Origin of the sequence: Pseudorhodoferax soli, assembly GCF_003337555.1 — a bacterium.
Classification (GTDB): Bacteria; Pseudomonadota; Gammaproteobacteria; order Burkholderiales; family Burkholderiaceae_C; genus Pseudorhodoferax; species Pseudorhodoferax soli.
Map to the genome: position 1 here is coordinate 20,034 of NZ_QPJK01000019.1, position 24,515 is coordinate 44,548.

The 24,515-nt window shown below is 70.2% G+C and carries 21 protein-coding genes; 12 read left to right on the forward strand and 9 right to left on the reverse strand.

Translation table 11 applies throughout. The features are described 5' to 3' along the window. Positions 1-14 precede the first annotated feature (14 nt). On the forward strand, positions 15-3,029 hold the full coding sequence (locus DES41_RS36845) for a response regulator (RefSeq protein WP_170168411.1): 3,015 nt from the start codon (positions 15-17) through the stop codon (positions 3,027-3,029). Between the two features lie 18 nt (positions 3,030-3,047). Here the strand turns inward: DES41_RS36845 and DES41_RS36850 are convergent, their stop codons facing one another. Both DES41_RS36850 and DES41_RS36855 read right to left on the reverse strand, forming a co-directional pair. Further along, on the reverse strand, positions 3,048-3,905 hold the full coding sequence (locus DES41_RS36850) for an alpha/beta hydrolase family protein (RefSeq protein ID WP_114472659.1): 858 nt from the start codon (positions 3,903-3,905) through the stop codon (positions 3,048-3,050). Next, entirely contained in the window at positions 3,886-5,091 is a 1,206-nt protein-coding gene (locus tag DES41_RS36855; protein ID WP_245966052.1) for a DUF3182 family protein, read from the reverse strand. Before DES41_RS36855 ends, DES41_RS36850 begins: the two co-directional genes overlap by 20 nt. Positions 5,092-5,226: 135 nt before the next feature. On the opposite strand from DES41_RS36855, the gene cobT reads away from it, so the two are divergent. Both cobT and DES41_RS36865 read left to right on the forward strand, forming a co-directional pair. After that, on the forward strand, positions 5,227-6,285 hold the full coding sequence (gene cobT / locus DES41_RS36860; RefSeq protein ID WP_114472693.1) for a nicotinate-nucleotide--dimethylbenzimidazole phosphoribosyltransferase: 1,059 nt from the start codon (positions 5,227-5,229) through the stop codon (positions 6,283-6,285). A gap of 9 nt (positions 6,286-6,294) precedes the next feature. Then, positions 6,295-8,466: a sensor domain-containing protein gene (locus DES41_RS36865; RefSeq protein ID WP_114472660.1), complete on the forward strand. Its 2,172-nt coding sequence runs from the start codon at positions 6,295-6,297 to the stop codon at positions 8,464-8,466. A gap of 3 nt (positions 8,467-8,469) precedes the next feature. Here DES41_RS36865 and nth read toward each other — a convergent pair whose 3' ends face one another. Next, entirely contained in the window at positions 8,470-9,108 is a 639-nt protein-coding gene (nth, locus tag DES41_RS36870; protein ID WP_114472661.1) for an endonuclease III, read from the reverse strand. A gap of 81 nt (positions 9,109-9,189) precedes the next feature. On the opposite strand from nth, the gene DES41_RS36875 reads away from it, so the two are divergent. Genes DES41_RS36875 through DES41_RS36885 form a run of 3 tightly spaced genes read left to right on the forward strand, consistent with a single transcriptional unit; the run spans position 9,190 to position 12,357 of the window. After that, entirely contained in the window at positions 9,190-10,800 is a 1,611-nt protein-coding gene (locus tag DES41_RS36875; protein ID WP_114472662.1) for a gamma-glutamyltransferase family protein, read from the forward strand. A gap of 22 nt (positions 10,801-10,822) precedes the next feature. Then, positions 10,823-12,004: an aminotransferase-like domain-containing protein gene (locus tag DES41_RS36880; RefSeq protein ID WP_114472663.1), complete on the forward strand. Its 1,182-nt coding sequence runs from the start codon at positions 10,823-10,825 to the stop codon at positions 12,002-12,004. Beyond that, a complete protein-coding gene (locus DES41_RS36885; protein ID WP_114472664.1) occupies positions 12,001-12,357 on the forward strand; it encodes a translation initiation factor Sui1 in 357 nt (118 codons plus the stop codon). The genes DES41_RS36880 and DES41_RS36885 overlap by 4 nt, the downstream gene beginning before the upstream one ends. Here the strand turns inward: DES41_RS36885 and DES41_RS36890 are convergent. Next, complete coding sequence (locus tag DES41_RS36890) at positions 12,354-12,980, reverse strand: glutathione S-transferase family protein (protein WP_114472665.1); 627 nt, start codon at positions 12,978-12,980, stop codon at positions 12,354-12,356. The genes DES41_RS36885 and DES41_RS36890 overlap by 4 nt on opposite strands. 163 nt (positions 12,981-13,143) lie before the next feature. Here DES41_RS36890 and DES41_RS36895 point away from each other — a divergent pair, with 163 nt between their 5' ends. Then, a complete protein-coding gene (locus DES41_RS36895; protein ID WP_114472666.1) occupies positions 13,144-13,626 on the forward strand; it encodes a hypothetical protein in 483 nt (160 codons plus the stop codon). 9 nt (positions 13,627-13,635) lie between these two features. Here DES41_RS36895 and DES41_RS36900 read toward each other — a convergent pair whose 3' ends face one another. Beyond that, on the reverse strand, positions 13,636-14,346 hold the full coding sequence (locus DES41_RS36900; protein WP_114472667.1) for a ProQ/FinO family protein: 711 nt from the start codon (positions 14,344-14,346) through the stop codon (positions 13,636-13,638). 157 nt (positions 14,347-14,503) lie between these two features. On the opposite strand from DES41_RS36900, the gene DES41_RS38180 reads away from it, so the two are divergent. Next, a complete protein-coding gene (locus tag DES41_RS38180) occupies positions 14,504-14,704 on the forward strand; it encodes a hypothetical protein (RefSeq protein WP_147283063.1) in 201 nt (66 codons plus the stop codon). Position 14,705: 1 nt separating this feature from the next. Here the strand turns inward: DES41_RS38180 and DES41_RS36905 are convergent, their stop codons facing one another. Together DES41_RS36905 and DES41_RS36910 are read right to left on the reverse strand one after the other, a co-directional pair. Continuing rightward, positions 14,706-15,692 carry an LLM class flavin-dependent oxidoreductase gene (locus tag DES41_RS36905; RefSeq protein WP_114472668.1) on the reverse strand — a complete coding sequence of 329 codons (987 nt, stop codon included), beginning with the start codon at positions 15,690-15,692 and terminating at the stop codon, positions 14,706-14,708. A gap of 47 nt (positions 15,693-15,739) precedes the next feature. After that, entirely contained in the window at positions 15,740-16,438 is a 699-nt protein-coding gene (locus DES41_RS36910) for a haloacid dehalogenase type II (protein WP_114472669.1), read from the reverse strand. Positions 16,439-16,720: 282 nt separating this feature from the next. On the opposite strand from DES41_RS36910, the gene DES41_RS36915 reads away from it, so the two are divergent. The 4 genes from DES41_RS36915 (at position 16,721) to DES41_RS36930 (ending at position 22,999) form a co-directional block, all read left to right on the forward strand. Beyond that, positions 16,721-17,992, forward strand: a complete 1,272-nt coding sequence (locus DES41_RS36915; protein WP_114472670.1) for an efflux RND transporter periplasmic adaptor subunit — start codon at positions 16,721-16,723, stop codon at positions 17,990-17,992. Between the two features lie 18 nt (positions 17,993-18,010). Next, positions 18,011-21,187, forward strand: coding sequence for an efflux RND transporter permease subunit (locus DES41_RS36920; RefSeq protein WP_114472671.1), 3,177 nt, complete (start codon positions 18,011-18,013; stop codon positions 21,185-21,187). Between the two features lies 1 nt (position 21,188). After that, positions 21,189-22,610, forward strand: a complete 1,422-nt coding sequence (locus tag DES41_RS36925) for an efflux transporter outer membrane subunit (RefSeq protein WP_114472672.1) — start codon at positions 21,189-21,191, stop codon at positions 22,608-22,610. A 74-nt stretch (positions 22,611-22,684) separates the two neighbouring features. Beyond that, positions 22,685-22,999 carry a putative quinol monooxygenase gene (locus DES41_RS36930; protein ID WP_114472673.1) on the forward strand — a complete coding sequence of 105 codons (315 nt, stop codon included), beginning with the start codon at positions 22,685-22,687 and terminating at the stop codon, positions 22,997-22,999. Here DES41_RS36930 and DES41_RS36935 read toward each other — a convergent pair whose 3' ends face one another. After that, entirely contained in the window at positions 23,000-23,899 is a 900-nt protein-coding gene (locus tag DES41_RS36935) for an OmpA family protein (protein WP_114472694.1), read from the reverse strand. Positions 23,900-23,981: 82 nt separating this feature from the next. Continuing rightward, positions 23,982-24,407 (reverse strand): DUF4398 domain-containing protein, encoded by a 426-nt coding sequence (locus tag DES41_RS36940; RefSeq protein ID WP_114472674.1) that lies wholly within the window; start codon positions 24,405-24,407, stop codon positions 23,982-23,984. Positions 24,408-24,515: the final 108 nt, after the last annotated feature.

Here is a 24,515-nt window from a genome sequence, read left to right on the forward strand (position 1 = left end):
GCGCGGCCGAAACCTTGACCACCAGCTACAACCTCTGGCTCGTTGCGTTGTCGGTGGCCATCGCCGTGGTGGCGGCCTACGCCACACTCGGCCTGGCCGGGCGCCTGGCCTACAGCCGCGACAACTCCTGGCGTGGCTGGCTGGCCGGCGGCTCGCTGGCCATGGGGTTCGGCATCTGGGCCATGCATTTCGTCGGCATGCTCGCCCTGCGCGTGCCGATCGAGTTCAGCTACCAGGCGCTCTGGACCGGGTTGTCCATGCTGCCGGCCACGCTGGCGTCGGCCGGCCTGCTGATGCTGATCCGCAAGGTGGCCAGGCCGCACGCCGGCCACATCCTGCTGGGTTCGGTGATCCTGGGTTCTGGCATCGGCGCCATGCACTACAGCGGCATGCTGGCGATCGAGCTGGCGCCGCCGATCCGCTTCGACTGGGGCATGGTGCTGGTGTCCGTGGGCGTCGCCGTGGGCCTGTCCATCGCCGGCGTCTGGCTGGCCTTCCGCCACGCGCGCCAGGCCGGCGCCGCCTGGACGCGCGCACTCGGTGCTCTGGTCATGGGCTGCACCGTGGCGGCCATGCACTACACCGGCATGGCCGCGGCGCGCTTTGCCGACAACTGCGTGAGCGTGCCCAGCGCCTGGGGCCTGCCGGGCACGGGCCTGGCGGCGGCCGTCAGCGTGCTGGCCTTCGTGGTGCTGGGCTTCACCATCTTGCTGACGGTGCTGGACGCGCGCATGAGCGAGCGCAACTCCGAGCTCATGCACGACCTGATGGCCGCCAAGGAGCAGGCCGAGCAGGCGGCGCGCGCCAAGAGCGACTTCCTGGCCAACATGAGCCATGAGATCCGTACGCCGATGAACGCCATCATCGGCATGTCGCTGCTGGCGCTGCAGACCGACCTCACGCCGCGCCAGCGCAACTATGTGGAGAAGGCGCACCGCGCGGCCAAGGGCCTCTTGGGCATCATCAACGACATCCTGGATTTCTCGAAGATCGAGGCTGGCAAGCTGACCATCGAGCAGGTGCCCTTCCGCCTGGAGCAGGTGCTGGACGACCTGGCCAACCAGGTCGGCTTCAAGGCCGACGAGAAAGACCTGGAGCTGGTGTTCGACCTGCCGAGCGAGGTGCCGGTCCTGCTGGTGGGCGATCCGCTGCGGCTGGGCCAGGTGCTGCTCAACCTGGCCAACAACGCGGTCAAGTTCACCGACCGGGGCGAGGTGACGGTGGGCGTGCGGGCGGTGCGCACCGATGCCGGCCATGCCGAGCTGCAGTTCCATGTGCGCGATACCGGCATCGGCATGACGGCGGCACAGGTCGAGAAGGTGTTCGAGTCCTTCACCCAGGCCGACAGCTCCACCTCGCGCCGCTATGGCGGCACCGGCCTGGGCCTGGCCATCTCGCGCCATCTGGTCGAGCTGATGGACGGGCGGATCTGGGCCGACAGCCAGCCCGGCAAAGGCTCGTGCTTCCAGTTCGTGCTGCCCTTCGTGCGCCAGACCGAGGTCACCGAGCAGGCCGCGCCGCGCATGCCGCTGGCGCAGCAGATCGAGGGGCTGCGCGCGCTGGTGGTGGACGACAACGCCATGGCCCGCGACATCACGGCCGCGCTGGCCACCGAGATGGGGCTCAAGGTGGACACCGTGACCAGCGGCGAGGCCGCCGTGAAGGCCGCGGCCGAGGCGGCGCGCATCGGCATGCCCTACGAGCTGCTGCTGGTGGACTGGAAGATGCCCGGCATCAGCGGCGTGGAAGCCTTGCGCCAGCTGCAGGAGCAGAAGGTCGACCATGCGCGCGCCAGCATCATGGTGACCGCTTATGCGCGCGAAGAGGTCATGGAATCGGCCCGCTCGGCCGGCGTGTCGCTGCAGGCCGTGCTGACCAAGCCGGTCACGCCGTCCACGCTGCTGGAAACCATCGGCGAGGTGCTGGCGCCCAAGGCCGCCACGGCGCCCGCCACCCCCACGCTGCTGCCGGGTGCTGCCGCCACGGCGCTGGCCGGCGCGCGCGTGCTGCTGGTGGAAGACAACGCGCTGAACCAGGAACTGGCGCTGGACCTGCTGGGCCAGGCCGGCCTGCATGTGGTGGTGGCCGAGCATGGCCGCCAGGCGCTGGAGATGCTCACGCGCGACGGCGATTTCGACGGCGTGCTGATGGACTGCCAGATGCCCGTGATGGACGGCTTCGAGGCCACGCGCGCGATCCGCGCCGAGGCGCGCTGGGCCAAGCTGCCGGTGCTGGCCATGACGGCCAACGCCATGGCCGGCGACCGCGAGCGGGTGCTCGCCGCCGGCATGAACGACCACATCTCCAAGCCCATCGACGTGGACGAGATGTTCGTCACCATGGCCCGCTGGATCCGGCCCAAGGTGCGGCGCCCGGCGGTGGTGGCCAAGGCGGCTGCGCCGGTGCCGGTCAGCCACACCCCCGGCGCATTGCCCGGCATCGATGTGGCCGGCGGCCTGCGCCGCACCCAGAACAATGCCCAGCTGTACCGCCGCATGCTGGACAAATTCGCCAGCAGCAATGCGCGCTTCTCGCAGGCCTTCACGGCGGCGCTGGACAGCGGCGACCTGACCCTGGCGGCGCGGCTGGCGCACACCCTGCGCGGCACCGCCGGCACCATTGGCGCGAACGGCGTCTGGGAGGCGGCCACCGAACTGGAGCTGGCCTGCAACCAGGGGCGTGCGCGCGCGCAGCAGATGGCGGCGCTGGCACGCGTGGGGCGCGAGCTGTCGCCCGTGCTCGCCGGGCTGGCCACACTGCTGGCACCGGCGGACGAGCCGGTGGTGCCCGCGGCCAGTGTGGCGCCGGCGCAGGCCCAGGAGCGCCTGCTCGAGCTGGCGGGCGAGTTGCGCGCGCTGCTGCTGGAATCCGACCCCGATGCCGTGAACCTCAGCGAGGCGCTGCGCGCGGCTGCCGCCGGCAGCACCGCGCAGCCGGTCATGGAGGAGGTGATGGAGGCCGTGGGCGACTACCGCTTCGACGAGGCGCTGGACGCGCTGGACCGCTGGAGCGCCCACGCCCGTCCCTGAGCGCAGCGGCGTTGGCCCCTACGCGATGGCCGGCGAGTCGGCGCCCGATGCCAGCACCCTGCCGCTGGCCGAGTGCAGTGCCTTGGCTCCGGTCCTGTCGCGTGCGGCGGCCTTGCGGCTGCGGGCGGCCTCCGCCTCTTCCTTGGCGCCCTTGACCATCTCGCAGACCCAGTTGACCAGCACGTTGGTGTAGGACTGGCTCCAGGCCTTTTGCGAGAGCGCGTGGTCCGCGCCCTTGATCACGCGGTAGGTCATGGAATGCGCCTTCTGGAAGGCGTCCAGGTAGTTCTTGATGACCGGGTGCGGCACCATCGTGTCGAACTCCGATTCGACCAGCAGCACATCGCCCTCGAACTGCGCCGCCGCCGACAGCGCGCGGTTGCTGGCCGGCGCGACCACGCTGTTGCGGTAGGCCACGAGTTCCTCGCGGCTCAATGCGCGCTTGGGCACCAGCCAGTCGGCGTCCTTGTAGAGCGCCGGCACGCGCATGCCGAGCCAGCGCACCGGCCGCAGGGTGGACAGGATGGCCGCCAGGTAACCGCCATAACTGCTGCCCACCACGGCCACCGCGGAGCCGTCCACCGAAGGGTGGCCGACCAGCACGTCGTAGGCGGCCAGCATGTCCGCCAGATTGTCCTCGCGCGTGACGGCGTCGCGGGCGGCGCGGTCCTGGGCGTGGCCGCGCAGGTCGAAGGTCAGGCAGATGCAGCCCAGCGCGGCGATCTCGTGGGCCCGCGCGATGTACTGCTCCTGGCTGCCGTCCCAGCCGTGCACGAGCATGACGCCAGGCATCAGGCTGTTGGGGCCGACCAGGGTGCCGGCGATGCTCCGGTCGCCGACGGGAATGTGGATGCTGTTATGTCGTGTGGTGGTCATCGCTCGCCGTGACGGTGTACTTGGTGAGCGGGCCGACCTGGTCGTCCACGCCGCGGAAATAGACCACCGCCCCGGGCGGTAGCGCGTCGCAAGGGCCGAAGACCTCGTAGCCGCTGGCGCGCACGACACGGCGCTGGGGGTCGGCCTGGAAGGCTTCGAGCGCGGCGATTTCCGCCCCGGTGGCGCCGCCGGCGCGCCAGGACTGCTCCAGCACGCCGGAGCGCCACTGGCCGTCGGGCATCAGGCCCTGCGCCACGTCGTAGTTGATGCGCGATGCGAAGAAGCCGGGGAAGCAGGCCTGCGCGGCGCTGTCGTACAGCAGCGCCTGCTCGACCGCCGTGCGCACTTCGGCTGCCAGCGCGAGCGACAGGAGCGCCTGGAAGTCACCGCGCACCACGGTCAGGTCGGAGCCGCCGTAGACCTCGGCGCCGTGGTGGTTGTGGGTGAGCCGCTGCTGGCCGAAGTAGGTAGCCACCATGCCGGCCACATGAACCTGGCCGACGCTGAGCGTCTGCACCTGGCGCAGGTTCTGCTCGATGACCACGCCGTCCTGGTCCAGCATGTCGTCGGCGACGCCGGCCAGGCAGGTGTCGAAGGCGGCGCGGTCCTTGGCCACGGTCTGGCCGTTGCCGCCGGTCTCGCGCACCAGCTTGATGCGGATGGGGCCGGCCTGGAGCAGCTCGTCGGCCGCCGCGGCCGCGTCGGCCCGCGTGAAGGCCGTGTAGCCCGGCAGCACGGCGTCGCCGACCATGCGGCTGAAGGCCGGGTTCCAGCCCTCGGGCGCCATGGCATCGGCAGCGACCAGCGGATGGGTGATGGCCTTGGTGGAGACGAAGGGGTAGGGCACCACGCCGCCGAAGAAGTCGTCGCGGCCATGGATGCCCAGGGCCTGCGCGCGCTCGGGGCCGACCAGCGTGTCGCTGGGCACGAGGTACACCGGGCCCAGCGGCGCCTGGGCAAATTCTTCGGACACGGCATAGCCCTTGAGGCGGGCCAGGCGGCGCACCACCTCCATGCGCGTCATCTGCTCGTGCGCACTGGCATAGCCGCGCAGGCCCTGGCTATAAGCCATGGCCGTGCCCGCGCTGCGCGGGGCGGCAGGCGCGGCCATGCTGTCCATCGGCCCAGCCAGGTCCGCAGCGGGCAGCGCGCTCATGGCGCCGGCGGGGTACGGTGGCAATGTCATCGTGCACCTCGTGCGAAAAGTTGCGCCTACTGTCGCCAAGGTGGCCCCGTGGCCGCCATCCGCCAAGGGCGTCATTGCGCGTGGGTGCCGGCCTACACCACGGCGCGCGACAATTGCGGTGTGACCGAATCCGACATCCTTTCCCTGCTGCGCCTGCCGGCCATCGCCGATGCCGACGACAGTGCGCAGGCCCAGCGGTTGCAACAACTGCTGGACAACAAGACCAAGCCGCCCGGTTCGCTGGGCCGCATCGAACAACTGGCCCAGCAGCTGGGCCTGATCCTGGCCAGCGAGGCGCCGGTGCTGCAGGCGCCGCAGATGCTGGTGTGCGCGGCCGACCATGGGCTGGCCGCCCAGGGCGTGTCGGCCTTCCCGCAGGAGGTGACACGCCAGATGGTGGAGAACTTCCTGGCCGGCGGCGCCGCGGTGAGTGTGCTGGCACGCCAGCACGGCATTGCGCTGACAGTGGTCGATTGCGGCGTGGCGCACGACTTCGGCGGCGACCGGCCGGGCCTGCGCGTGCGCAAGGCCGCGGCCGGCGCGGCCGACGCCTCGCTCGGGCCGGCGATGGCCGCCGCCCAGTGCGCCGAGGCCATCGGCCATGGCATGGACCTGGTGCGCGATCTACCCGGCAACGCGCTGCTGCTGGGCGAGATGGGCATCGGCAACAGCTCGGCCGCAGCGCTGCTCACTGCACGGCTGACCGGCCACGACGTGGCCGCCTGCACCGGTTCGGGCACCGGCATGGCCGGCACGGCCCTGGCGCACAAGCTGCGCGTGCTGCAGGCCGTGTACCTGCGCCATGCCCATGCGCGCACGCCGCTGGCGGCGCTGGCCGCCTTCGGCGGGCTGGAGATCGCCACGCTGGTGGGCGTGTTGCTGCAGGGCGCGCGCGAACGCCGTGTGCTGGTGGTCGACGGCTTCATCACCACGGCGGCCGTGCTGGTGGCGCAGGCGCTGGCGCCGGCCGTGCGGGGCTACTGCGTGTTCTCGCACCTGTCGGGCGAGCGCGGCCACGCGATCGCGCTGGCGCACCTGGGCGTGCGGCCGCTGCTGGACCTGGGCCTGCGGCTGGGCGAAGGCTCGGGCGCCGCGCTGGCCTGGCCGCTGCTGCAGTCGGCCAGCCTGTTGTTGCGCGAAATGGCCAGTTTCTCGGGCGCGGGCGTGTCCAACCGCGGCGAACTCGCCGTATAGACTTTCCCGATGTCCCACGACGCTTCCCTGCAGAACCTGGCGGCGCTCGTGGTCGAGGCCAGCGACAACGCGGTCGTGGTCTGTGGGCCCGATCTGCGCACGCTGTACGTCAACCCCGGCTTCTGCCGGCTGATGGGCTACCAGCTGGAGGACCTGCAGGGCAAGCGGCCGGCCGACGTGCTGGCGGGCCCCTCGACGGACCTGCGGGCCCTGGCCGCCGCGCGCGACCCCGAGCGGCCGGCCAACTTCCGGCTCGAACTGCTGCTCTACACGCGCAGCGGACAGCCGCTGTGGGTTGCGATCACCAGCAACGTGGTGCGCGATGACCAGGGCAAGGCCCAGTACATCTGCTCGATGTTCTCGGACATCACGCTGACCAAGGTGCACGAGGTGCTGCAGCACCGCGTGCTCGACGCCATGGTGCACGAGCTGCCCGTGGCGGCGTTGATGGGCCTGGTCTGCGAAGAGGTCGAGCGCATCGCGCCCGAACTGCTCTGCACCGTGCTGGACGTGGACGATTTCGGCCGGCTGCATCCCCTGGCCGGCCCCAGCCTGCCGGTGGCGCTGGGCGAGGCGCTGGATGGGGTGCCGGTCGGGCCCCAGGCCGGCGGCGGAGGGGCAGCCGCCTGGACGGGAGACGCGGTGGAGGTGGCCGACATCGCCGCCGATCCGGCCTGGCAGGGCCTGGCGCATTTGGTGCTGCCGCAGGGCCTGCGGGCTTGTTGGTCCTGCCCGGTGCGGGCCAGCGACGGCACCGTGGTTGGCGTGTTCGCGCTGTATTTCGCCAGCCGCCACGGCCCGAGCGAATTCCACCGCAGCCTGGCCGGGATCTGCGTGCGCCTGTGTGCGCTGGCCCTGGAGCGCGAGCGCGCCAGGCTGCGCATGGAGCGCCTGGCCAGCGTCGACATGCTGACCGGCCTGGCCAACCGCATGGCGCTGAAGTCGCGCGCCACGCAGCTCCTGGAGGAATTGGCTGGCAAGGGCGCGCCCATGGCCGTGCTGTGCATCGACCTGGACCGCTTCCGGCTCGTCAACGAAACCCAGGGCCCGGACAGTGGCGACCAATTGCTGCGCGAGACCGCCCGCCGGCTGATGGGCTGCGTGCGCAGCATCGACCTGACCGGCCGGCTGGGTGGTGACGAGTTCGCAGTGATCCTGCCGTCCTGCCCGGTGCGGCAGGCCGCCACGGCGGCCGAGCGGCTGCTGGCGGCGGTGGCGGCGCCGCTGCTGCTCCCGGGCGTGACGCTGCAGCCGACCGCCAGCATCGGTGTGGCCATGTTCCCGGACGACGGCACCGATGTGGACACCTTGCTGCACCACGCCGACATGGCCCGCACGCAGGCCAAGCTGGGCGGGCGCGGCGGTGCACGCTTCTTCAACGAGGAGATGCAGCAGCGCACGCGCGAACGCGTGGCGCTGGAGGCCGCGCTGCGCCTGGGCCTGCGCGACGGCGGCCTGCGCCTGCACTACCAGCCGCAGATCGACCGGCGTTCGGGCAGCCTGTACGGCGTGGAGGCGCTGGCGCGCTGGTCGCACCCGCAGCTGGGCGAGATTCCGCCGGCGCGCTTCATCCCGCTGGCCGAGGAGGCCGGCATGGTGGCCGAGCTGGGCCGCTGGGCGCTCGCCGAGGCCTGCCGCCAGATGGCGCAGTGGCGCGGCGAGGGCCTGCGGGTGCCGCGCGTGGCGGTGAACCTGTCCACCCGCAACTTCGAGGAGGAGGGGCTGGTGCCCCTCGTGGCCGGGCTGCTGGACGCCCATGGCCTGGTGGCCGGCGACCTGACGCTGGAGATGACCGAGAGCATGCTGCTGGACGCCACGCCCAGCGTGCTGGCCGCGCTGCACGCGCTGCGCGCCATGGGCGTGCACCTGTCGCTGGACGACTTCGGCACCGGTTACTCCAGCCTGAGCTATCTGCACCGCCTGCCGATCCACGAACTCAAGCTGGACCAGAGCTTCGTGCGCGACCTGGCCGACAACGCCACCGCACGCGCGCTGACCAACACCATCCTGCGCATCGGCGACAGCCTGAAACTCACCGTGGTGGCCGAGGGCGTGGAAAACGCCGTGCAGGCGCAGCTGCTGGCCGAGCGCGGCAGCACCATCGTGCAGGGCTATCTGTACGGCCGGCCGATGCCGGCGCAGGCACTGGCCGACTGGCTCGCCGGCAACCCGCAGCCGTAGCGCTCAGGGCGTGGCCGTCTTGGGCTCGTAGTCGCACCAGCGCGCCACGCTGCAGCGCCAGCATTGGGGCTTGCGCGCCTGGCACACATAGCGGCCATGCAGGATCAGCCAGTGGTGGGCGTCGACCAGGTAGCGCGGCGGCACGCGCGCGAGCAGGCCTTGCTCGACCTTGTCCGGCGTCTTGCCCGGGGCCAGGCCGGTGCGGTTGGCGACGCGGAAGATGTGCGTGTCCACCGCCATGGTCGGCTCGCCGAAGGCCACGTTGAGCACCACGTTGGCGGTCTTGCGGCCGACGCCGGGCAGCGCCTGCAGCGCCTCGCGCGTGCGCGGCACCTCGCCGCCGTGCTGTTCGACCAGGATGCGGCACGTGGCCATGAGGTTCCTGGCCTTGGTGCGGTACAGGCCGATGGTGCGGATGTAGCTCTCCAGCCCCTCCAGGCCCAGCGCCAGGATCCTGGCCGGCGTGTTGGCCACAGGGTACAGGCGGCGCGTGGCCTTGTTGACGCCCACGTCGGTCGCCTGGGCCGACAACAGAACGGAAGCCAGCAGTTCGAACACGCTGGTGTATTCGAGCTCGGTGACGGGGGTGGGGTTGGCTTCCTGCAGCGTGGCGAAGAAGTGCTCGATGTGGTCGGGAGTCATGGCGCGGCAGTGTAGGAGCCCGGGCCGCTCGTGCGCAGGGCGCACTCCTAGAATGGCGGGCTTGCCAGGAGAGCGCCCGCCATGCATTTCGACTTCGCCAATCCCTACACCTCCGTGCGCACGCCTGTGTTCGCACGCAACGTCTGCAGCACCTCGCATCCGCTGGCGGCCCAGGCCGGCCTGCGCATGCTGCAAAAGGGCGGCAACGCGGTCGATGCCGCGGTGGCAGCGGCCGCCGTGATGACCATCGTCGAGCCGGTCAGCAACGGCCTGGGCTCGGACGCCTTCTGCATCCTGTGGGACGGCCGGCAGCTGCATGGCCTCAATGCCTCCGGCCGCGCGCCGGCCAACTGGTCGCCGGCGTACTTCCAGGGCAAATACGGCAAGGACGCGGCCAATCCGCCCAAGCGCGGCCTGGACTCCGTCACCGTGCCGGGCGCCGTGAGCGCCTGGGCCGCGCTCTCGGAGCGCTTCGGCAAGCTTGCCTTCGCCGACCTCATGGAGCCGGCCATCGACATCGCCGAGCGTGGCTACCTGATGCCTGTGGTGGTGCAGCAGAAGTGGGAGGCCGCCACGCAGGAGCTGCGCAGCCAGCCCGGTTTTGCCGACGCCTTCCTGCCCTGGGGCCGGGCGCCGCGCGTGGGCGAGCTGTTCCAGTTCAAGGCGGCCGCTCGCGGGCTGCGTGCGATTGCCGAGACACGCGGCGCGGCCTTCTACGGCGGCGAGATCGCGGCGGCCATCGCCAAATTTTCGGCCGCGCATGGCGGCAGCCTCACGGCGCAGGACTTCGCCGGCTACCAGCCCGAGTGGGTCACCCCGATCGCGCGCGACTACCGCGGCCACACGCTGCACGAGATCCCGCCGAACGGCCAGGGCATCGCGGCGCTCATCGCGCTGGGCATCCTGGAGAAGTTCGACATCGCCGGCATGGAAGTGGACGGCGTGGAGTCGCAGCACGTGCAGATCGAGGCCATGAAGCTGGCCTTCGCCGACGTCTACCGCTACGTGGGCGAGCCCGGCAGCATGGAGGTGACGGCCGAGCAACTGCTGGACGACGCCTACCTGGCCTCGCGCGCCAAGTTGATCGACCTGGGCCGCGCGCAGGACTTCGGCGCCGGCAACCCGGTCAAGGGCGGCACCATCTACCTGACCGCGGCCGACGAGAACGGCATGATGGTCAGCTTTATCCAGAGCAACTACATGGGCTTCGGCTCGGGCGCGGTGGAGCCGGACTTCGGCATCAGCCTGCAGAACCGCGGCCATGCCTTCTCGCTGCAGCCGGGCCACAACCAGGTGGCGCCGGGCAAGCGGCCCTTCCACACCATCATCCCGGCCTTCCTGACCAAGGACGGCCAGCCCGTCATGAGCTTTGGCGTGATGGGCGCCAACATGCAGCCCCAGGGCCATCTGCAGACCCTGGTGCGCATGCTGGACTACGGCCAGAACCCGCAGGCCGCCTGCGACGCGCCGCGCTGGCGCTACAACGCTGGCCTGGAGCTCAACGTCGAGTCGGCCATGCGGCCCGCCACCATCGAGGGGCTGGCCGCGCGCGGCCACCGCATGGAGGTGATCCAGGATTCCTACCAGGACTTCGGCGCGGGCCAGTTCATCTGGCGCGCCGGCGACCCCAAGGTCGAAGGCTACGTGGCCGCCAGCGATGCGCGCCGCGACGGCCTGGCCGCGGGCTTCTAGAACACGCACAAGAAAGGCACCCATGCAATTCGCCGACCGCCTGAAGAACGTCGAAACCTCCGCCATCCGCGAGCTGTTCAAGCTGCTCGGCAAGCCCGGCATCATCAGCTTTGCCGGGGGCTTCCCGGACCCCACGCTGTTCGATGCCGAGGGCATCGCCATGTCCACGGCGGCGGTGCTGCGCGACACGCCCGGCCCGGTGCTGCAATACGGCGCGACCGAGGGCTACGGACCGCTGCGCGAGCAACTCTCGCTGTTCATGGCCAACAAGGGTGCCCAGGTCCAGCCCGAGGGCCTGATCGTGACCACGGGCAGCCAGCAGGCGCTGGACCTGATCGGCAAGACCATGATCTCGCCGGGCGACAAGGTCATCGTCGAGGCGCCGACCTTCCTGGCCACGATCCAGTGCTTCCGGCTGTACGGCGCGAACGTGATCGGCGCGCCCATCGATGCCGACGGCGTGCTGGTCGAGCCGCTCGAGCGCCTGATCGAGGAGCACAAGCCCAAGCTCGTGTACCTGATCCCCAACTTCGGCAACCCGCACGGCGCCATGCTGAGCCTGGAACGGCGCCGCCGCATCCTGGAGATCGCCGCGCGCACCGGCACGCTGGTGGTCGAGGACGATCCCTATGGCGAGCTCTACTTCGGCCAGCCAGCGCCGCCTTCGCTGCTGGCGCTGTCCGCCGAAGTGCCGGGCAGCCGCGAGTGGCTCGCGCACTGCGGATCGATGAGCAAGATCCTGTCGCCAGGCCTGCGCGTGGGCTGGCTGATCGCCCAGCCGGCGCTGCTCGCCAATGCCACCATGTGCAAGCAGTTCAGCGACGCCCACACCTCCAACCTGACGCAGGCCACGGCTGCGCATTACCTGACGCTGAACCGCCTGGACGGCGCGCTCGGCCAGGTGCGCAAGGTCTACGCGGAGCGCGCACGCGTGATGGCCGAGCGCCTGCGCGCCGAACTGGGCGACGCCATCACCTTCGACGCGCCCAAGGGCGGAATGTTCTTCTGGGCCCGGCTGACCGGCGGCCGCGACGCGGGCGCGTTCGCCCAGCGTGCGATCGAGAAGCTCGTGGCCTTCGTGCCCGGCGCGCCGTTCTTCGCGCACGACCCCGATCTGTCCACGCTGCGGCTGAGCTTCGCGACGGCCGACGTGGCCAAGATCGAGGAAGGCATCGCGCGCCTGGGCCAGGCGCTGCCGCAATGAAGGGCGGGGGTGGCGGCCTGGTCTATTCGACCGAGGCCGGGCGCATGTGCCCCGTGTGCCGCCAGCCCGTGGCGCAATGCGCGTGCAAGAAGGCCGCGGCCGTTCCACAGGGCGACGGCACGGTGCGCGTGCGGCTGGAGACCAAGGGCCGCAAGGGCAAGGGCGTGACCGTGGTCTGGGGCGTTCCCGTCGACGAGGAAGGCCTGCAGAAGCTGGGCAAGCAACTGAAAGCTGCCTGCGGCACCGGCGGCACCGTCAAGGACGGGCAGATCGAGGTGCAGGGCGACCACCTCACGCAGGTCATGGAGGCCCTGCGCAAGCAGGGCTACCAGGTCAAGCGCTCGGGCGGCTAGGCACCGGCTGCTTCCTCGGCCAGGGCCTTCTGCACGGCCGGCCGCTGCTCCATGCGGTCGCGGTGGGCGCGGGTGGCGGGCAGGCCGGCCAGGTCCACCCCGTCGCCTTCGAGCCAGCCGGCGAGCGTGTAGAGGTAGGCGTCGGCCACCGAATACTGCTCGCCCAGCACCCAGGGGCTGCCCAGCATCGTCGATTCGATGAGCTCGAAGCACTCGCGCATGTTGGACGCCACCTTGCGCTGCATGGATTCGTGCGCCGACTTGTCGTCGGCCCAGCGCGCGGCGCGGAAGCGGTGGGCATGCGCCACATGCACCGTCGAGCACAGGTAGGCGTTGACGGCCTGCATCTGCGCGTACGCGAATGCGTCGTCCAAGGGGGCCAGCCGCGCTTGCGGGGCGCTTTGCGCGATGTAGGCCAGGATGGCGGGCGTCTCGGTCAGCGTCCCGCGTTCGGTCACCAGGGCCGGCACCCGGCCTTTGGGGTTGATCGCCAGGTAGGCGGGCTGGCGCTGCTCGCCTTCGGCGAAATTGAGCCGCTGGGTGCGGTAGGGCAGGCCGCTCTCTGCCAGGGCGATGTGGGATGCGCGCGCGCAGGTCTTGGGGGCGTAGTAGAGCGTCAGCATGGCGAGTTGCGGTTGTGGAGGCTGCGGGAGTGTAGGCGCGCCCTGTTGTCCTACAGCGGTCTCGGCATTCGGGGCGCAGCCTGCGCCGGTGCCGTCCGGCGTGCCGGGTCGTGGCGCTTTTCTAGACTAGGTCCATCGTCAGCACGACCCAACGAGGTTCAACATGTCAGTGCAACAAGCTTGTCAACCGTTCCAACGCAGCCGGCCTTTCGCGTACTTCGGGCTGGTGTGCGCACTGGCGGCGGGTGCCGCTGGCGCCCAGGTCGCCGCCTCGGGCAACACCGGCATCGACAACTCGGGCAGCTATGAGCGCGAGCGCGCCGCCTGCCTGAACGGCGCAACGCCGCAGGCGCAGGAAACCTGTCTGCGTGAAGCCGCCAATGCCCAGGCTGACAAGCGCAAGGGAGAGCTGCAGACCCAAGGGCAGGACCAGCTCGTGGCCAATGCCATGCGCCGCTGCGATGCGCTGGGTGGCGAAGACCACGCCGCCTGTACCGCGCGCGTTCTGGGCTATGGCAACCAGAGCGGCAGCGTAGGCGGCGGCGGCGTGATCCGCGAGGTCGAGACGGTGGTCGTTCCCCCGGGCCAGACCGAAGTCACGATCGAACCCAAGACCGACAACCCGGTCCTGGTGGTGCCGCGCTGAAGCGGCCGCTCAGCGCCCGGCGCGCACGCGCCGGTCGTCGCGGGCCTGGGCGAGCAGGGGCGCCACCGCGTCGGGCGCCAGACCATATTGGTCGGCGAACTGGGCTTCGCTGAGGCCGCCCAGCTCAAAGGCACGCAACAAGGCCTCGCGGCGGGCGATCTCGGCGGCTTGGTCGTGGTCGGCTTCGTCCAGCAAGGCGGCCAGTGCCTCCGGATTGACCTTGGCCGCAGCGGCGTAGCCGGCACGGTCGAGCCCACTCTGCACGAACAGCTCGCGCACGCGCGCGCGCAGTGCGGGCTGCAGGTCTTCCTTGCTACGCGCCTGGCGGCGCTTGAACAGCTCGACCAGCGCATGGTGGTGGTGGTCCACCGCCAGCGGCGCGACCGGCTGGCCGTCCAGGTCATGGCGCTGGTCGCCGCGCGCCAGGCATTCCAGATAGCGTGAGGAACGGGCATGCTGCCCCAGGGCTTCTTTGAGTGCCGCGGGCTGGAACACGCCAGGGTGGCGTTCCATCAGGTCCTGGAAGGTACCCAACTTGAGCGGGCGAAAGCGCGCACCAAACAGCGCAGGATGCAGTTCAGCCAGCTGCTCGAGCAGCGGATGGATGGGGCGGCCCTGCGGACGCTGCTGCGGGCCTTTGCGGCCGGGTTGCCGGCGACGCTGGTGTGGCTGGGCGGGAGCGTCGGCCGGGGCCGAAGAGGTGATGGAAGCGTCAGTCATTGCGGGGTGATTGTAGAAAGCCCGCTGGTGTCACAGCCGCTTGCAAATTTATGGGTCGAAAACGTGCATGCGTCACGTTGCGTGCGTGCCGATGTCACGCCTTGTTCATCGTCCGCTCCTTACACTTTCGTTGCCCGAACGCAACAGGAGCCGCGCCATGCCAAACCCCTACGACGCAACCCTTTCCGCCCCGTCATTGGTCACGTCCGCACTGCACGAAGGACAGCAATTCATGCAGCGCCTGGCAGGCCGCGTGAGCGCTGGATCAGAGTCTGCGTCGCAGGCACCGCAGGCCACCGACGGCCAGGGCGACTGGCCCGATCTGGACCAGCGTGTGCGCGCCGTCGGCGAATGGTGAATCAGCCCTGGTGCACCTGCGCCAGGATCTCGTAAGACCGCACACGGGCCGCGTGGTCGAAGATCTGCGTGGCGACCATCAGCTCATCGGCGCCCGTGCGGGCAATGAACTCCTTCAACTGGCGACGCACCGTGTCCGGTGACCCGATCGCCGCAGCGCTCATGGTCTGGGCCAGGATGGCCTGTTCGGGCGCGCTGAGCTGCTCCAGGTAGCCCGGCTTGGGCGGCTGCAGCCGCGACGGCCGGCCGCTGCGCAGGTTGACGAAGGCCTGTTGCATGGAACTGGCGAGCAACTGGGCCTCTTCGTCGGTGTCGGCCGCGAACACCCCCATCCCCAGCATCACATGCGGCTTTGCCAGCTGGGCCGAAGGCTTGAAGCGCGACCGGTAGATGGCGATGGCGTCCATCATCGCGGCCGGCGCGAAGTGCGAGGCGAAGGCGTAGGGCAGGCCCAGTTCGGCTGCCAGCTGGGCGCCGAACAGGCTGGAACCCAGGATCCAGACCGGCACCTGCAACCCCGTACCCGGGATCGCCTGGATGCGGGCGTTGGCCGCTTCGGGCGAGAGGTAGTGCATGAGTTCCACCACGTCCTGCGGGAACTGGTCTGGCGATTCGAAGGCGTCGCGGCGTAGCGCGCGCGCCGTGGCTTGGTCGGAGCCCGGCGCGCGGCCCAGGCCCAGGTCGATGCGGCCCGGGTACAGCGAGGCCAGCGTGCCGAACTGCTCGGCGATCACGAGCGGCGAGTGGTTGGGCAGCATGATGCCGCCTGCGCCGACCCGGATGGTCTTGGTCCCGCCCGCCACATGGGCGATGACGACCGAGGTCGCAGCGCTGGCGATGCCGGGCATGCCGTGGTGCTCGGCCAGCCAGAAGCGCTGGTAGCCCAGGCGTTCGGCGTGCTGCGCCAGGTCGCGGCTGTTGTGGAAGGCCTGGGCGGCGTCGCCGCCTTCCACGATGGGGCAGAGGTCGAGTACGGAGAGTGCGGTCATGGCCGGAGATCGTAGCCAGACCCGCTAAACCGTGCTGGCGTGGTGCTTCAGCAGTCCAGCTGGTCGGCGAGGTCGCCGAAGTCGTGGCAGTGCAGGTCGTTGCCGGGCCGCGGCGACACATCCTTGAGATGGCCCACGCCGAACTCCAGCGGCCGCTCGATGTAGGCGGTCTGCAAGCCGCAGGCGCGCGCGCCGGCCAGGTCGCTGTGGTGCGCGGCCACCAGCATGACTTGTTCGGGCGGCACGTCGAACACACGCGCCACGCCCAGGTAGGTCGCCGGGTCGGGCTTGTAGGCTCGAAACACTTCGGCCGACAGGATGCAATCCCAGGGCAGGCCGGCGCGCTTGGCCATGTTGGTCAAGAGGCCGATGTTGCCGTTGGACAGCGTGCAGATGGTGTACCTGCGCTTGAGACGCGCCAGGCCTGTGAGCACATCAGGCCAGGGATCCAGCCGGTGCCAGGCCTTGTTGAGATCGCGGCGTGCCTGCTCGGACATGCCCTGCAGGCCGAAGCGCGGCAGGATCTCGTCCAGGATCAGCCGGTGCAGGTCGTCGATGAGCGTCCAACCCAGCTCGCCCGAGCGCACGCGCTGCATGGCCGGTTGGTAGCCGTCGCGCCAGGCGCGCGCGAAGTCGTCGCCATCGACCTCCGGGTGCAGCGCGCGAATCTCGCGTGCGATGCTGCCGTGCCAGTCGACCACGGTACCGAAGGTGTCGAAGGCCAGCACGGCTGGTGGCTGTGGCATGCGGAATCTCCTTTTCGGTGCGCTTTACACCCGATTCATGACCAAATGTATCAAGCCGGTGTATCGTTGCATGTTCGCCGCAGGCGCTGCGCGGCCGGTTCAGGCCTCGCACTTGCTTGTGGTTCGGGGATCCCGCCATTGTGTCTGCTGTGCAAAGCTGGCCGCTGGCGGGCCGTGGATGGGAACTCACCGGAGCCGGCCCGATCCACCGTGCGCCAATGCGGCCACGCCCGAATCCGGCAGTTCCGGTTTCGAGAGCACGCCGCCCCACAGGTCTCTTCCATGCCGATTCTGAAAAGTTACTTGCGTCCCCGTGACCTGTGTCTGCCACTGGTGCTCGCATTGCTGGCCACTGCCGGCTGTTCACGTGGCACGGGCGACAGCAAGGCCGCCGCGCCGGCTGCGGCGCCCCAGGTGAAGGACGTGGGCGTGGTGACGCTCAAGACCGAGCGCATGCCGGTGACCACCGAGCTGGCAGGCCGCACCGTGGCGCCTGTGATCGCGCAGATCCGGCCCCAGGTTGGCGGCATCGTGCAGCAGCGCCTGTTCACCGAAGGTTCGCAGGTCAAGGCAGGCCAGGTGCTGTACCAGCTGGACCCGGCCAGCTTCGAGGCCACGGCCGCCAGCGCCCGCGCCAATGTGCGCCGCGCCGAGACCACGCTGGCCACGGCCCGCAGCGTGGCCAAGCGCAATGCCGAGCTGGTCAAGATCGACGCCATCAGCCAGCAGGTCAACGAACAGACCCAGGCCGCCGCCGACCAGGCCGAAGCCGATGTGGCCGTGGCCCGCGCGGCCGAGCAGACCGCCCGCATCAACCTAGCGCGCACGCGCATCGTGGCACCCATCAGCGGCTGGATCGAGCTGTCCAGCGTGACGGCCGGTGCGCTGGTCACGGCCGACCAGGCCACGCCGCTGACCACCGTGCAGCAACTGGACCCCATCAATGTGCACGTGACCCAATCCAGTGCCGAGTTGCTGCGCCTCAAGCGCGAACTGGCCAGCGGCCGCCTGTCGCGCGGCCGCGCCGACGAGGCACCGATCCGCGTGCTGCTGGAGGACGGCAGCGTCTACCCCCATGCCGGCAAGCTGACCTTCGCCGGCGTGACCGTGGACGCCGGCACCGGCAGCGTGACGCTGCGCGCCGTGGTGCCCAACCCCGACCGCATGCTGATGCCCGGCATGTACGTGCGCGCCGTGCTGGAGGAGGGCGTGGCCGAGGACGCGCTGCTGGTGCCCCAGCAGGCCGTGACGCGCGCGCCCGACGGCAGCGCTTCCTCGCTGGTCGTCGGGCCGGACGACAAGCTGGTCAGGCGGGCGGTGACCGTCGGCCGCGCCGTCGCCAACCGCTGGCAGGTGCTGGAAGGTTTGCAAGCCGGCGACCGGGTGCTGGTCGAAGGCTCGCAGCGCGCACGCGCCGGCGATCAGGTGCGCGCCAGCGAAGTGGTGCCCAAGCCCGGCCCCGGTGCGCCCGCGCCGGTGAACGGCAAGGGCGGCCCGGGCCCCGGTTCGGTGGCCAGTGCCGGCCCGCTCGCCAACGCCAAGATCGTGCGCTGAGCGCCGGGAGACCGTTCCATGGCGCACTTTTTCATCGAGCGCCCCATCTTTGCGTGGGTGCTGTCCATCATCGTCATGCTGGCGGGGGTCATGTCGATCCGCACGCTGCCGCTGGAGCAATACCCCGACATCGCGCCGCCGCGCGTGTCGGTGGGCTCCACCTACACCGGCGCCTCGGCCAAGACGGTCGAGGACTCGGTGACCCAGATCATCGAGCAGCAGATGAAGGGGCTGGACAACCTGCTGTACATGCAGAGCACCAGCAACTCCTCGGGCCAGTCGCGCATCACGCTGACCTTCGCGCCGGGCACCGACATCGACGTCGCCCAGATGCAGGTGCAGAACAAGATGCAGCCCGCCATGTCGCGGCTGCCGCAGCAGGTGCAGAGCCGCGGCGTGTTCGTGACCAAGGGCGGCAACGATTTCCTGATGGTCATCGCCTTCTATTCGGGTGACGGCAGCGCCTCGGCGGTGGACGTGGGCGACTACATCAACAGCAACCTCGTCGACGTCATCAGCCGCGTCGATGGCGTGGGCGATGTGCAGGTGCTGGGCACCGGCTACGCCATGCGCATCTGGCTGGACCCGGACAAGCTGCGCAAGTACGCACTGATGCCGTCGGACATCAACACCGCGTTGCAGGCCCAGAACGCCCAGGTCTCGGCCGGCCAGTTGGGTGCGCTGCCGGCCGTGGCCGAGCAGCAGCTGACGGCCACCATCACCGCGCGCAGCAAGCTCGAGACCGTGGAGCAGTTCGGCAACGTGGTGCTGCGCGTGACGCCCGACGGCGCCGTGGTGCGCCTGAAGGACGTGGCGCGTCTCGAACTCGGTGCCGAGAACCTGACCGTGCGTTCCATCCTGCGCGGCAACCCGGGCGCCGGCCTGGGCATCGTGCTGTCCGATGGTGCCAACGCGGTCAAGGTGGCCGAGGCCGTCAACGCCAAGATCGCCGAACTGCAGCCCTTCTTCCCGAACCAGCTGCAGACCTTCGTGACCTACGACACCACGCCCTTCGTGAGCGCGTCGATCGAGGAGGTGGTCAAGGCCTTGTTCGAGGCGGTGTTGCTGGTCGTGATCGTGATGTATGTGTTCCTGCAGAACTTCCGCGCCACGCTGATCCCGGCGATCACGGTGCCGGTGGTGCTGCTCGGCACGTTCGGCGTGCTGTCGGCCGCCGGTTACTCGATCAACACGCTGACCATGTTCGCCATGGTGCTGGCCATCGGCCTGCTGGTGGACGACGCCATCGTGGTGGTCGAGAACGTCGAGCGGGTGATGAGCGAGGAGGGTCTGCCGCCCAAGGAGGCGACCAAGAAATCCATGGCCGAGATCACGCCGGCGCTGATCGGCATCGCGCTGGTGCTCTCGGCCGTGTTCATCCCCATGGCCTTCTTCGGCGGCTCCACGGGCGTGATCTACCGGCAGTTCTCGATCACCATCGTCTCGTCCATGGTGCTGTCGGTGCTGGTGGCGCTGTCGCTCACGCCGGCCCTGTGCGCCACGCTGCTCAAGCCCATCCCCAAAGGTGCGCACGGACCGCATGGCCAGGCACCGCGCCGCGGGCCGCTGGGCTGGGTCGACCGCTTCTTCGCCAAGTTCAACCACGGCTTCGACCGCGGCGCCAATGCCTACCAGGGGACGGTGGGCGGCATCCTCAAGCGCGGCAAGCGCACGTTGATCGTCTACGCGCTCATCATCGCGGGCGTGGTCGTGCTGTTCTCGCGCCTGCCCACGGCCTTCCTGCCCGACGAGGACCAGGGCTTCGTCACGGTGCAGATGAACCTGCCGCCGGGCGCCTCCAACGCGCGGTTGCAGCCGGTGGTGGCCGAGGTGCAGGAGTACTTCGGCAAGTTTCCCGAAGTGGTCAGCATCAACGTGCTGACCGGCCAGAACGGCGACCAGAGTTCGGCGCGCGCCTTCGTCAAGCTCAAGGACTGGGACGAGCGCACCGAGGCGTCGAGTTCGGCCGCTGCCATCGCCGCGCGCGCCAGCCGCGACCTGGCGAAGATCCGCGACGCGCGCATCATCGTGCAGCTGCCGCCGGCGGTGCGCGGCCTGGGCGCGGCCTCGGGCTTCAACTTCTTCCTCAAGGACATCAACGGCCTGGGCCACGAGGCGCTGGTCGCCGCGCAACGCAAGACGCTGGAGATGCTGCAGGCCCGGGCCGAGCTGCGCAACGTGCGCATGAACGGCCTGGACGACACGCCCGAATTCCGCATCGACATCGACGATGCGCGGGCCGGCGCGCTGAGCCTGACCACGAGCGCCATCGACAGCACGCTGTCCACCGCCATGGGCGGCACCTACGTCAACGACTTCCTGAACAATGGCCGCGTCAAGCGCGTCTACATGCAGGGCGATGCGGCCTTCCGCATGCTGCCGGCCGACATCGAGCGCTGGAGCGTGCGCAATTCGTTGGGGCAGATGGTGCCCTTCCATGCGTTCTCCAGTTCGCGCTGGAGCTACGGCTCGCCGCAGCTGGCGCGCTACAACGGCGCGCCGGCCTACGAGTTCACGGGCGATGCCGCGCCGGGCGTGAGTTCGGGTGCGGCCATGGCCGGGGTCGAGCAGGTCATGAAGGAGATGCCGGTCGGCATCGACTACGAATGGACCGGCGCCTCCTACCAGGAGCGGCTCTCGGGCGCGCAGGCGCCGGTGCTCTATGCCATTTCCATCCTGTTCGTGTTCCTGTGCCTGGCGGCGCTGTACGAAAGCTGGTCCGTGCCGTTCTCGGTGATCCTGGTGGTGCCCCTGGGGATCATCGGCGCGCTGCTGTTCACCAGCACGCGCGGACTGACCAATGACGTGTACTTCCAGGTCGGGCTGCTCACCACGGTGGGCCTGTCGTCCAAGAACGCGATCCTGATCGTGGAGTTCGCCAAGCAGCTGCAGGAGCAGGGCAGGAGCGTGTTCGACGCCACGATGGCGGCTGTGCGCCTGCGACTGCGCCCGATCCTGATGACGTCACTGGCCTTCGGCTTCGGCGTGCTGCCGCTGGCCATCGGCACCGGTGCCGGGGCCGGCGGCCGGGTGGCCATCGGCACCTCGGTGCTGGGCGGCATGGCCATCGGCACGGCACTGGGCATCTTCTTCGTGCCGCTGTTCTTCGTGCTGATCCGCGGCTGGCTCGAGCGGCGCGGCAAGCGCCGGGAAGCAGCGGCGCCGACATCCTTGGTCGAGCAGGGAGGCCACTGAGATGCGCCGCGCCCTGATTCCCCTGGTCGCATTGGCCCTGTTGTCCGGCTGTGCCAACCTGGCCCCGGGCTACCAGCAACCCGCCGCGCCCATTCCCCAGACCTGGCCCGGCGCGCCCGCCGCCATGCCGGCCCAGCCGCTGGCCGGGTGGCAGGAGTTCTTCGTCGACGAGCGCCTGCGCGGCGCGCTGGCGCTCGCGCTCGACAACAACCGCGACCTGCGATCGGCCGCGCTCAGCATCGAACGGGCGCGTGCGCTGTACGGCGTGACCAGCGCGGCCACGCTGCCGTCGGTGGATGTCGGCGCCGCTGCCAGCCGCGCGCGCACGCCTGCCGCCCTGACCACGAACGGCAACGCCAGCATCGCCGACCGCTTCAGCACCAACTTCGGCTTGACGGCGTACGAGCTCGACTTCTTCGGCCGCGTGCGCAACCTGTCCGATTCGGCGCTGGAGGAATTCTTCCGCACCGAAGACGCGCGCCGCAGCGTACAGATCAGCCTGGTGGCTTCCGTCGCGCAGGCCTGGCTGCAGCTGGCGACCGACCAGCAGCGCCTGCGCCTGGCGCGCGAGACCCTGCAGAGCCAGCAGCGCTCGTACGACCTGATCCGCCAGGCGCATGCGCTGGGGGCGCAGTCCGGCGTGGCGCTGGCCCAGGCCCAGACCACGGTGGAATCGGCGCGCGGCCAGGTGGCAAGCTTCGATAGCCTGGTCGAGCAGGGCCGCAACGCGCTAGCGCTGCTGGCCGGCACGCAGCTGCCGGCGGACCTGCTGCCGGGCGACCAGTCGGTCATGGTCGCGTCGCTGCCGACGCCGCCGGCCGACCTGCCGTCCAGCGTGCTGCAGCAGCGTCCCGACGTGTTGGCGGCCGAGCACGCGCTGCGCGCCGCGCACCACGACATCGGCGTCGCACGCGCTGCCCTGTACCCGCGCATCACGCTGACGGGCTCGGCCGGCGTGGCCAGCCCCAGCCTGTCCAACCTGTTCGAGGGCGGCAGCCGGGCCTGGAGCTTCGGCCCTTCGATCAACCTGCCGCTGTTCGACAACGGTGCGCGCCGCAACCAGCTGCGCGCGACCGAGGTGCAGCGCGACATCGTGTTGTCCAGCTACGAGAAGACGTTGCAGACGGCCTTCCGCGAGGTTGCCGACGCGTTGGCCGAGCGCCGCACGCTGGCAGAACGCCTGGACGCACAGCGCGCACTGGTCGCGGCCACGACACGCAGCTTCGACCTGGCCCAGGCCTTGTTCAAGGGCGGCGGCGGCAGCTACCTGGAGGTTCTGGATGCGCAGCGCACGCTGTACACGGCCCAGCAGACGCTGATCGGACTGCAGCTGACCGACCAGGCCAACCGCGTCCAGCTCTACAAGGTCCTGGGCGGCGGCTGGCAGGGCCAGGCGGCTGCGCCGTCCGCGACAGCGGGCTGAAGGGCATCGCGGGCAGAATCGGCGCCGCCGGCGGTCAGGTGACCGCCGATCCTCAAGCTCAAGGAGACCGATTCATGATCCAGGTTCTGGCCATCATCACCACCCATCCGGGCAAGCGCGCCGACGTGTTGGCAGCCTTCAACGAGAACCGCGCTGCCGTGCTGGCCGAGACCGGTTGCATCGAGTACGGCGCGGTCGTCGATGCTGCGAACCTGCCGGCTGGCTGGGCCACCTTCGGCGCCGACACCTTCATCGTGGTCGAGAAGTGGGAAAGCTTCGACGCGTTGAAGGCCCATGCCAAGGCCCCGCACATGGCGGCCTATGCGGCCAAGACCAAGGAGATGGTGGCCACGCGCGCCATTCACGTGCTGGAGCCCGTGGCCGGCTGATCAGCCCGCGCCGCCGATCACGATCTCGACCCGGCGGTTGCGCTGGCGGCCTTCGGCCGAGCTGTTGCTGGCCACCGGCACGGCCTTGCCCAGGCCCTTGGTCTGGATGCGCGCGCCATCCACGCCACGCTGCACCAGCGCCGCGCGGACCGATTCCGCGCGCTGCTGCGACAGCGCCACATTCAACACGTCCGAGCCCACCGAGTCGGTGTGGCCTTCGACTTCGAGTCGGCGTTCGGGGTTGTCGCGCATGAATGCAGCCAGCCGGTCCAGCGTGGCGAAGGCGCCGGGCTTGAGTTCGGCGCGGCCGGTATCGAACAGCACATCACCGAGCGTCAGCACCATGCCACGGTCGGTCTGCTGGGCCTGCAGTGCGGCCATTTCCTGTTGCAGCTTGGCCACCCGGTCCTGGGCTGCCTGTGCGGACGCGCCTTGCCTGGCGGCCTGCTCGCGGGCCAATTCGGCCTGCGTGCGTGCGCTCTGGGCCTGCGTGCGGGCCTGCTCGGCCTCCTGCGAACGCGCGGCCATCAGGATGCGGTTGCGCTCGGCGCCTGCCACCGCCACCGATTGCTCGGCGCGGGCGATGTCACCCGACTGCAGTGCGGTGGCTGCGCGCTGGCGGGCCAGTTGGGCGTAGTGCGCCACATCCTGGGGGTCCTTTCCGTCCTTGAACGCGGCTTCGGCCTGTTGCAGCGCCTGCTCGGCCTGGCGCAGATCCACAGGCGCGCTGCGCACCGTGTCGGCGTCGCTGGCAGCGCGGCTGTAGATGGCGCGTGCTTCGTCCAATGCCGGGTTGTTGGCGGGCGTGGAGGCACAGGCGGCCAGCAGCAAGGCGCTGGCCGGGACCAGCAGCGCAAGGCCGCGGCGAACATCCTGGGTGGTCTGGTGGAAGGTCTTCATGGCGCGAATCTCGGAAAAGTGGTTCGGCAAGGGCGGCGCATGGCGCGCAGCCCATCGCGGTGGAAATGGCTGGCGGACGGGGTCACTGGCGCGTGGTGCGCGAGCCCAGTTCCTGCTGCAGCGTGGTGTTGGAGCGCTGCAGCTCCGCAGCGGCCAGCCGGGCGCGTTCTGCGCGCGACTTGCGCTCGGCCAACGCGCCATCGGCGGTGGCCTGGTCGGCCAGGCGGCGCGCCTGGTCGAACTCCTCGGCGGCGAGGGCAGCATCGGCCTTGGCCAGCTTGTCACGGGTGGACAGCAACTCCACCGGCGCCAACTGCCCGGCGCCGGCGGCCTCGGCCTGTGCCAGGGCGGCGCGGGCGGCCGTCATGGCTTCGAGCGGCGGCGGGCCCTTGCTGGCGCAGGCGCCCAGGAAAAGCGCCGAGGCGGCCAGGACGGCGATGGCGGACGTGCGGCTGAAACGGCTGGCGCTGGAACGGCCGGTCAGCGTGGGGTGGTTCTTGTGGTGCATGGCCGCAGTGTTGCGGACATGGCTTGCGGCGGCTGCAAGCTGCGGCGAGCGGCGGCGGTCAGCCAATGCGCCGTTCTGGCGCCCTCCATGCGCCAGACCAGCGGCAGG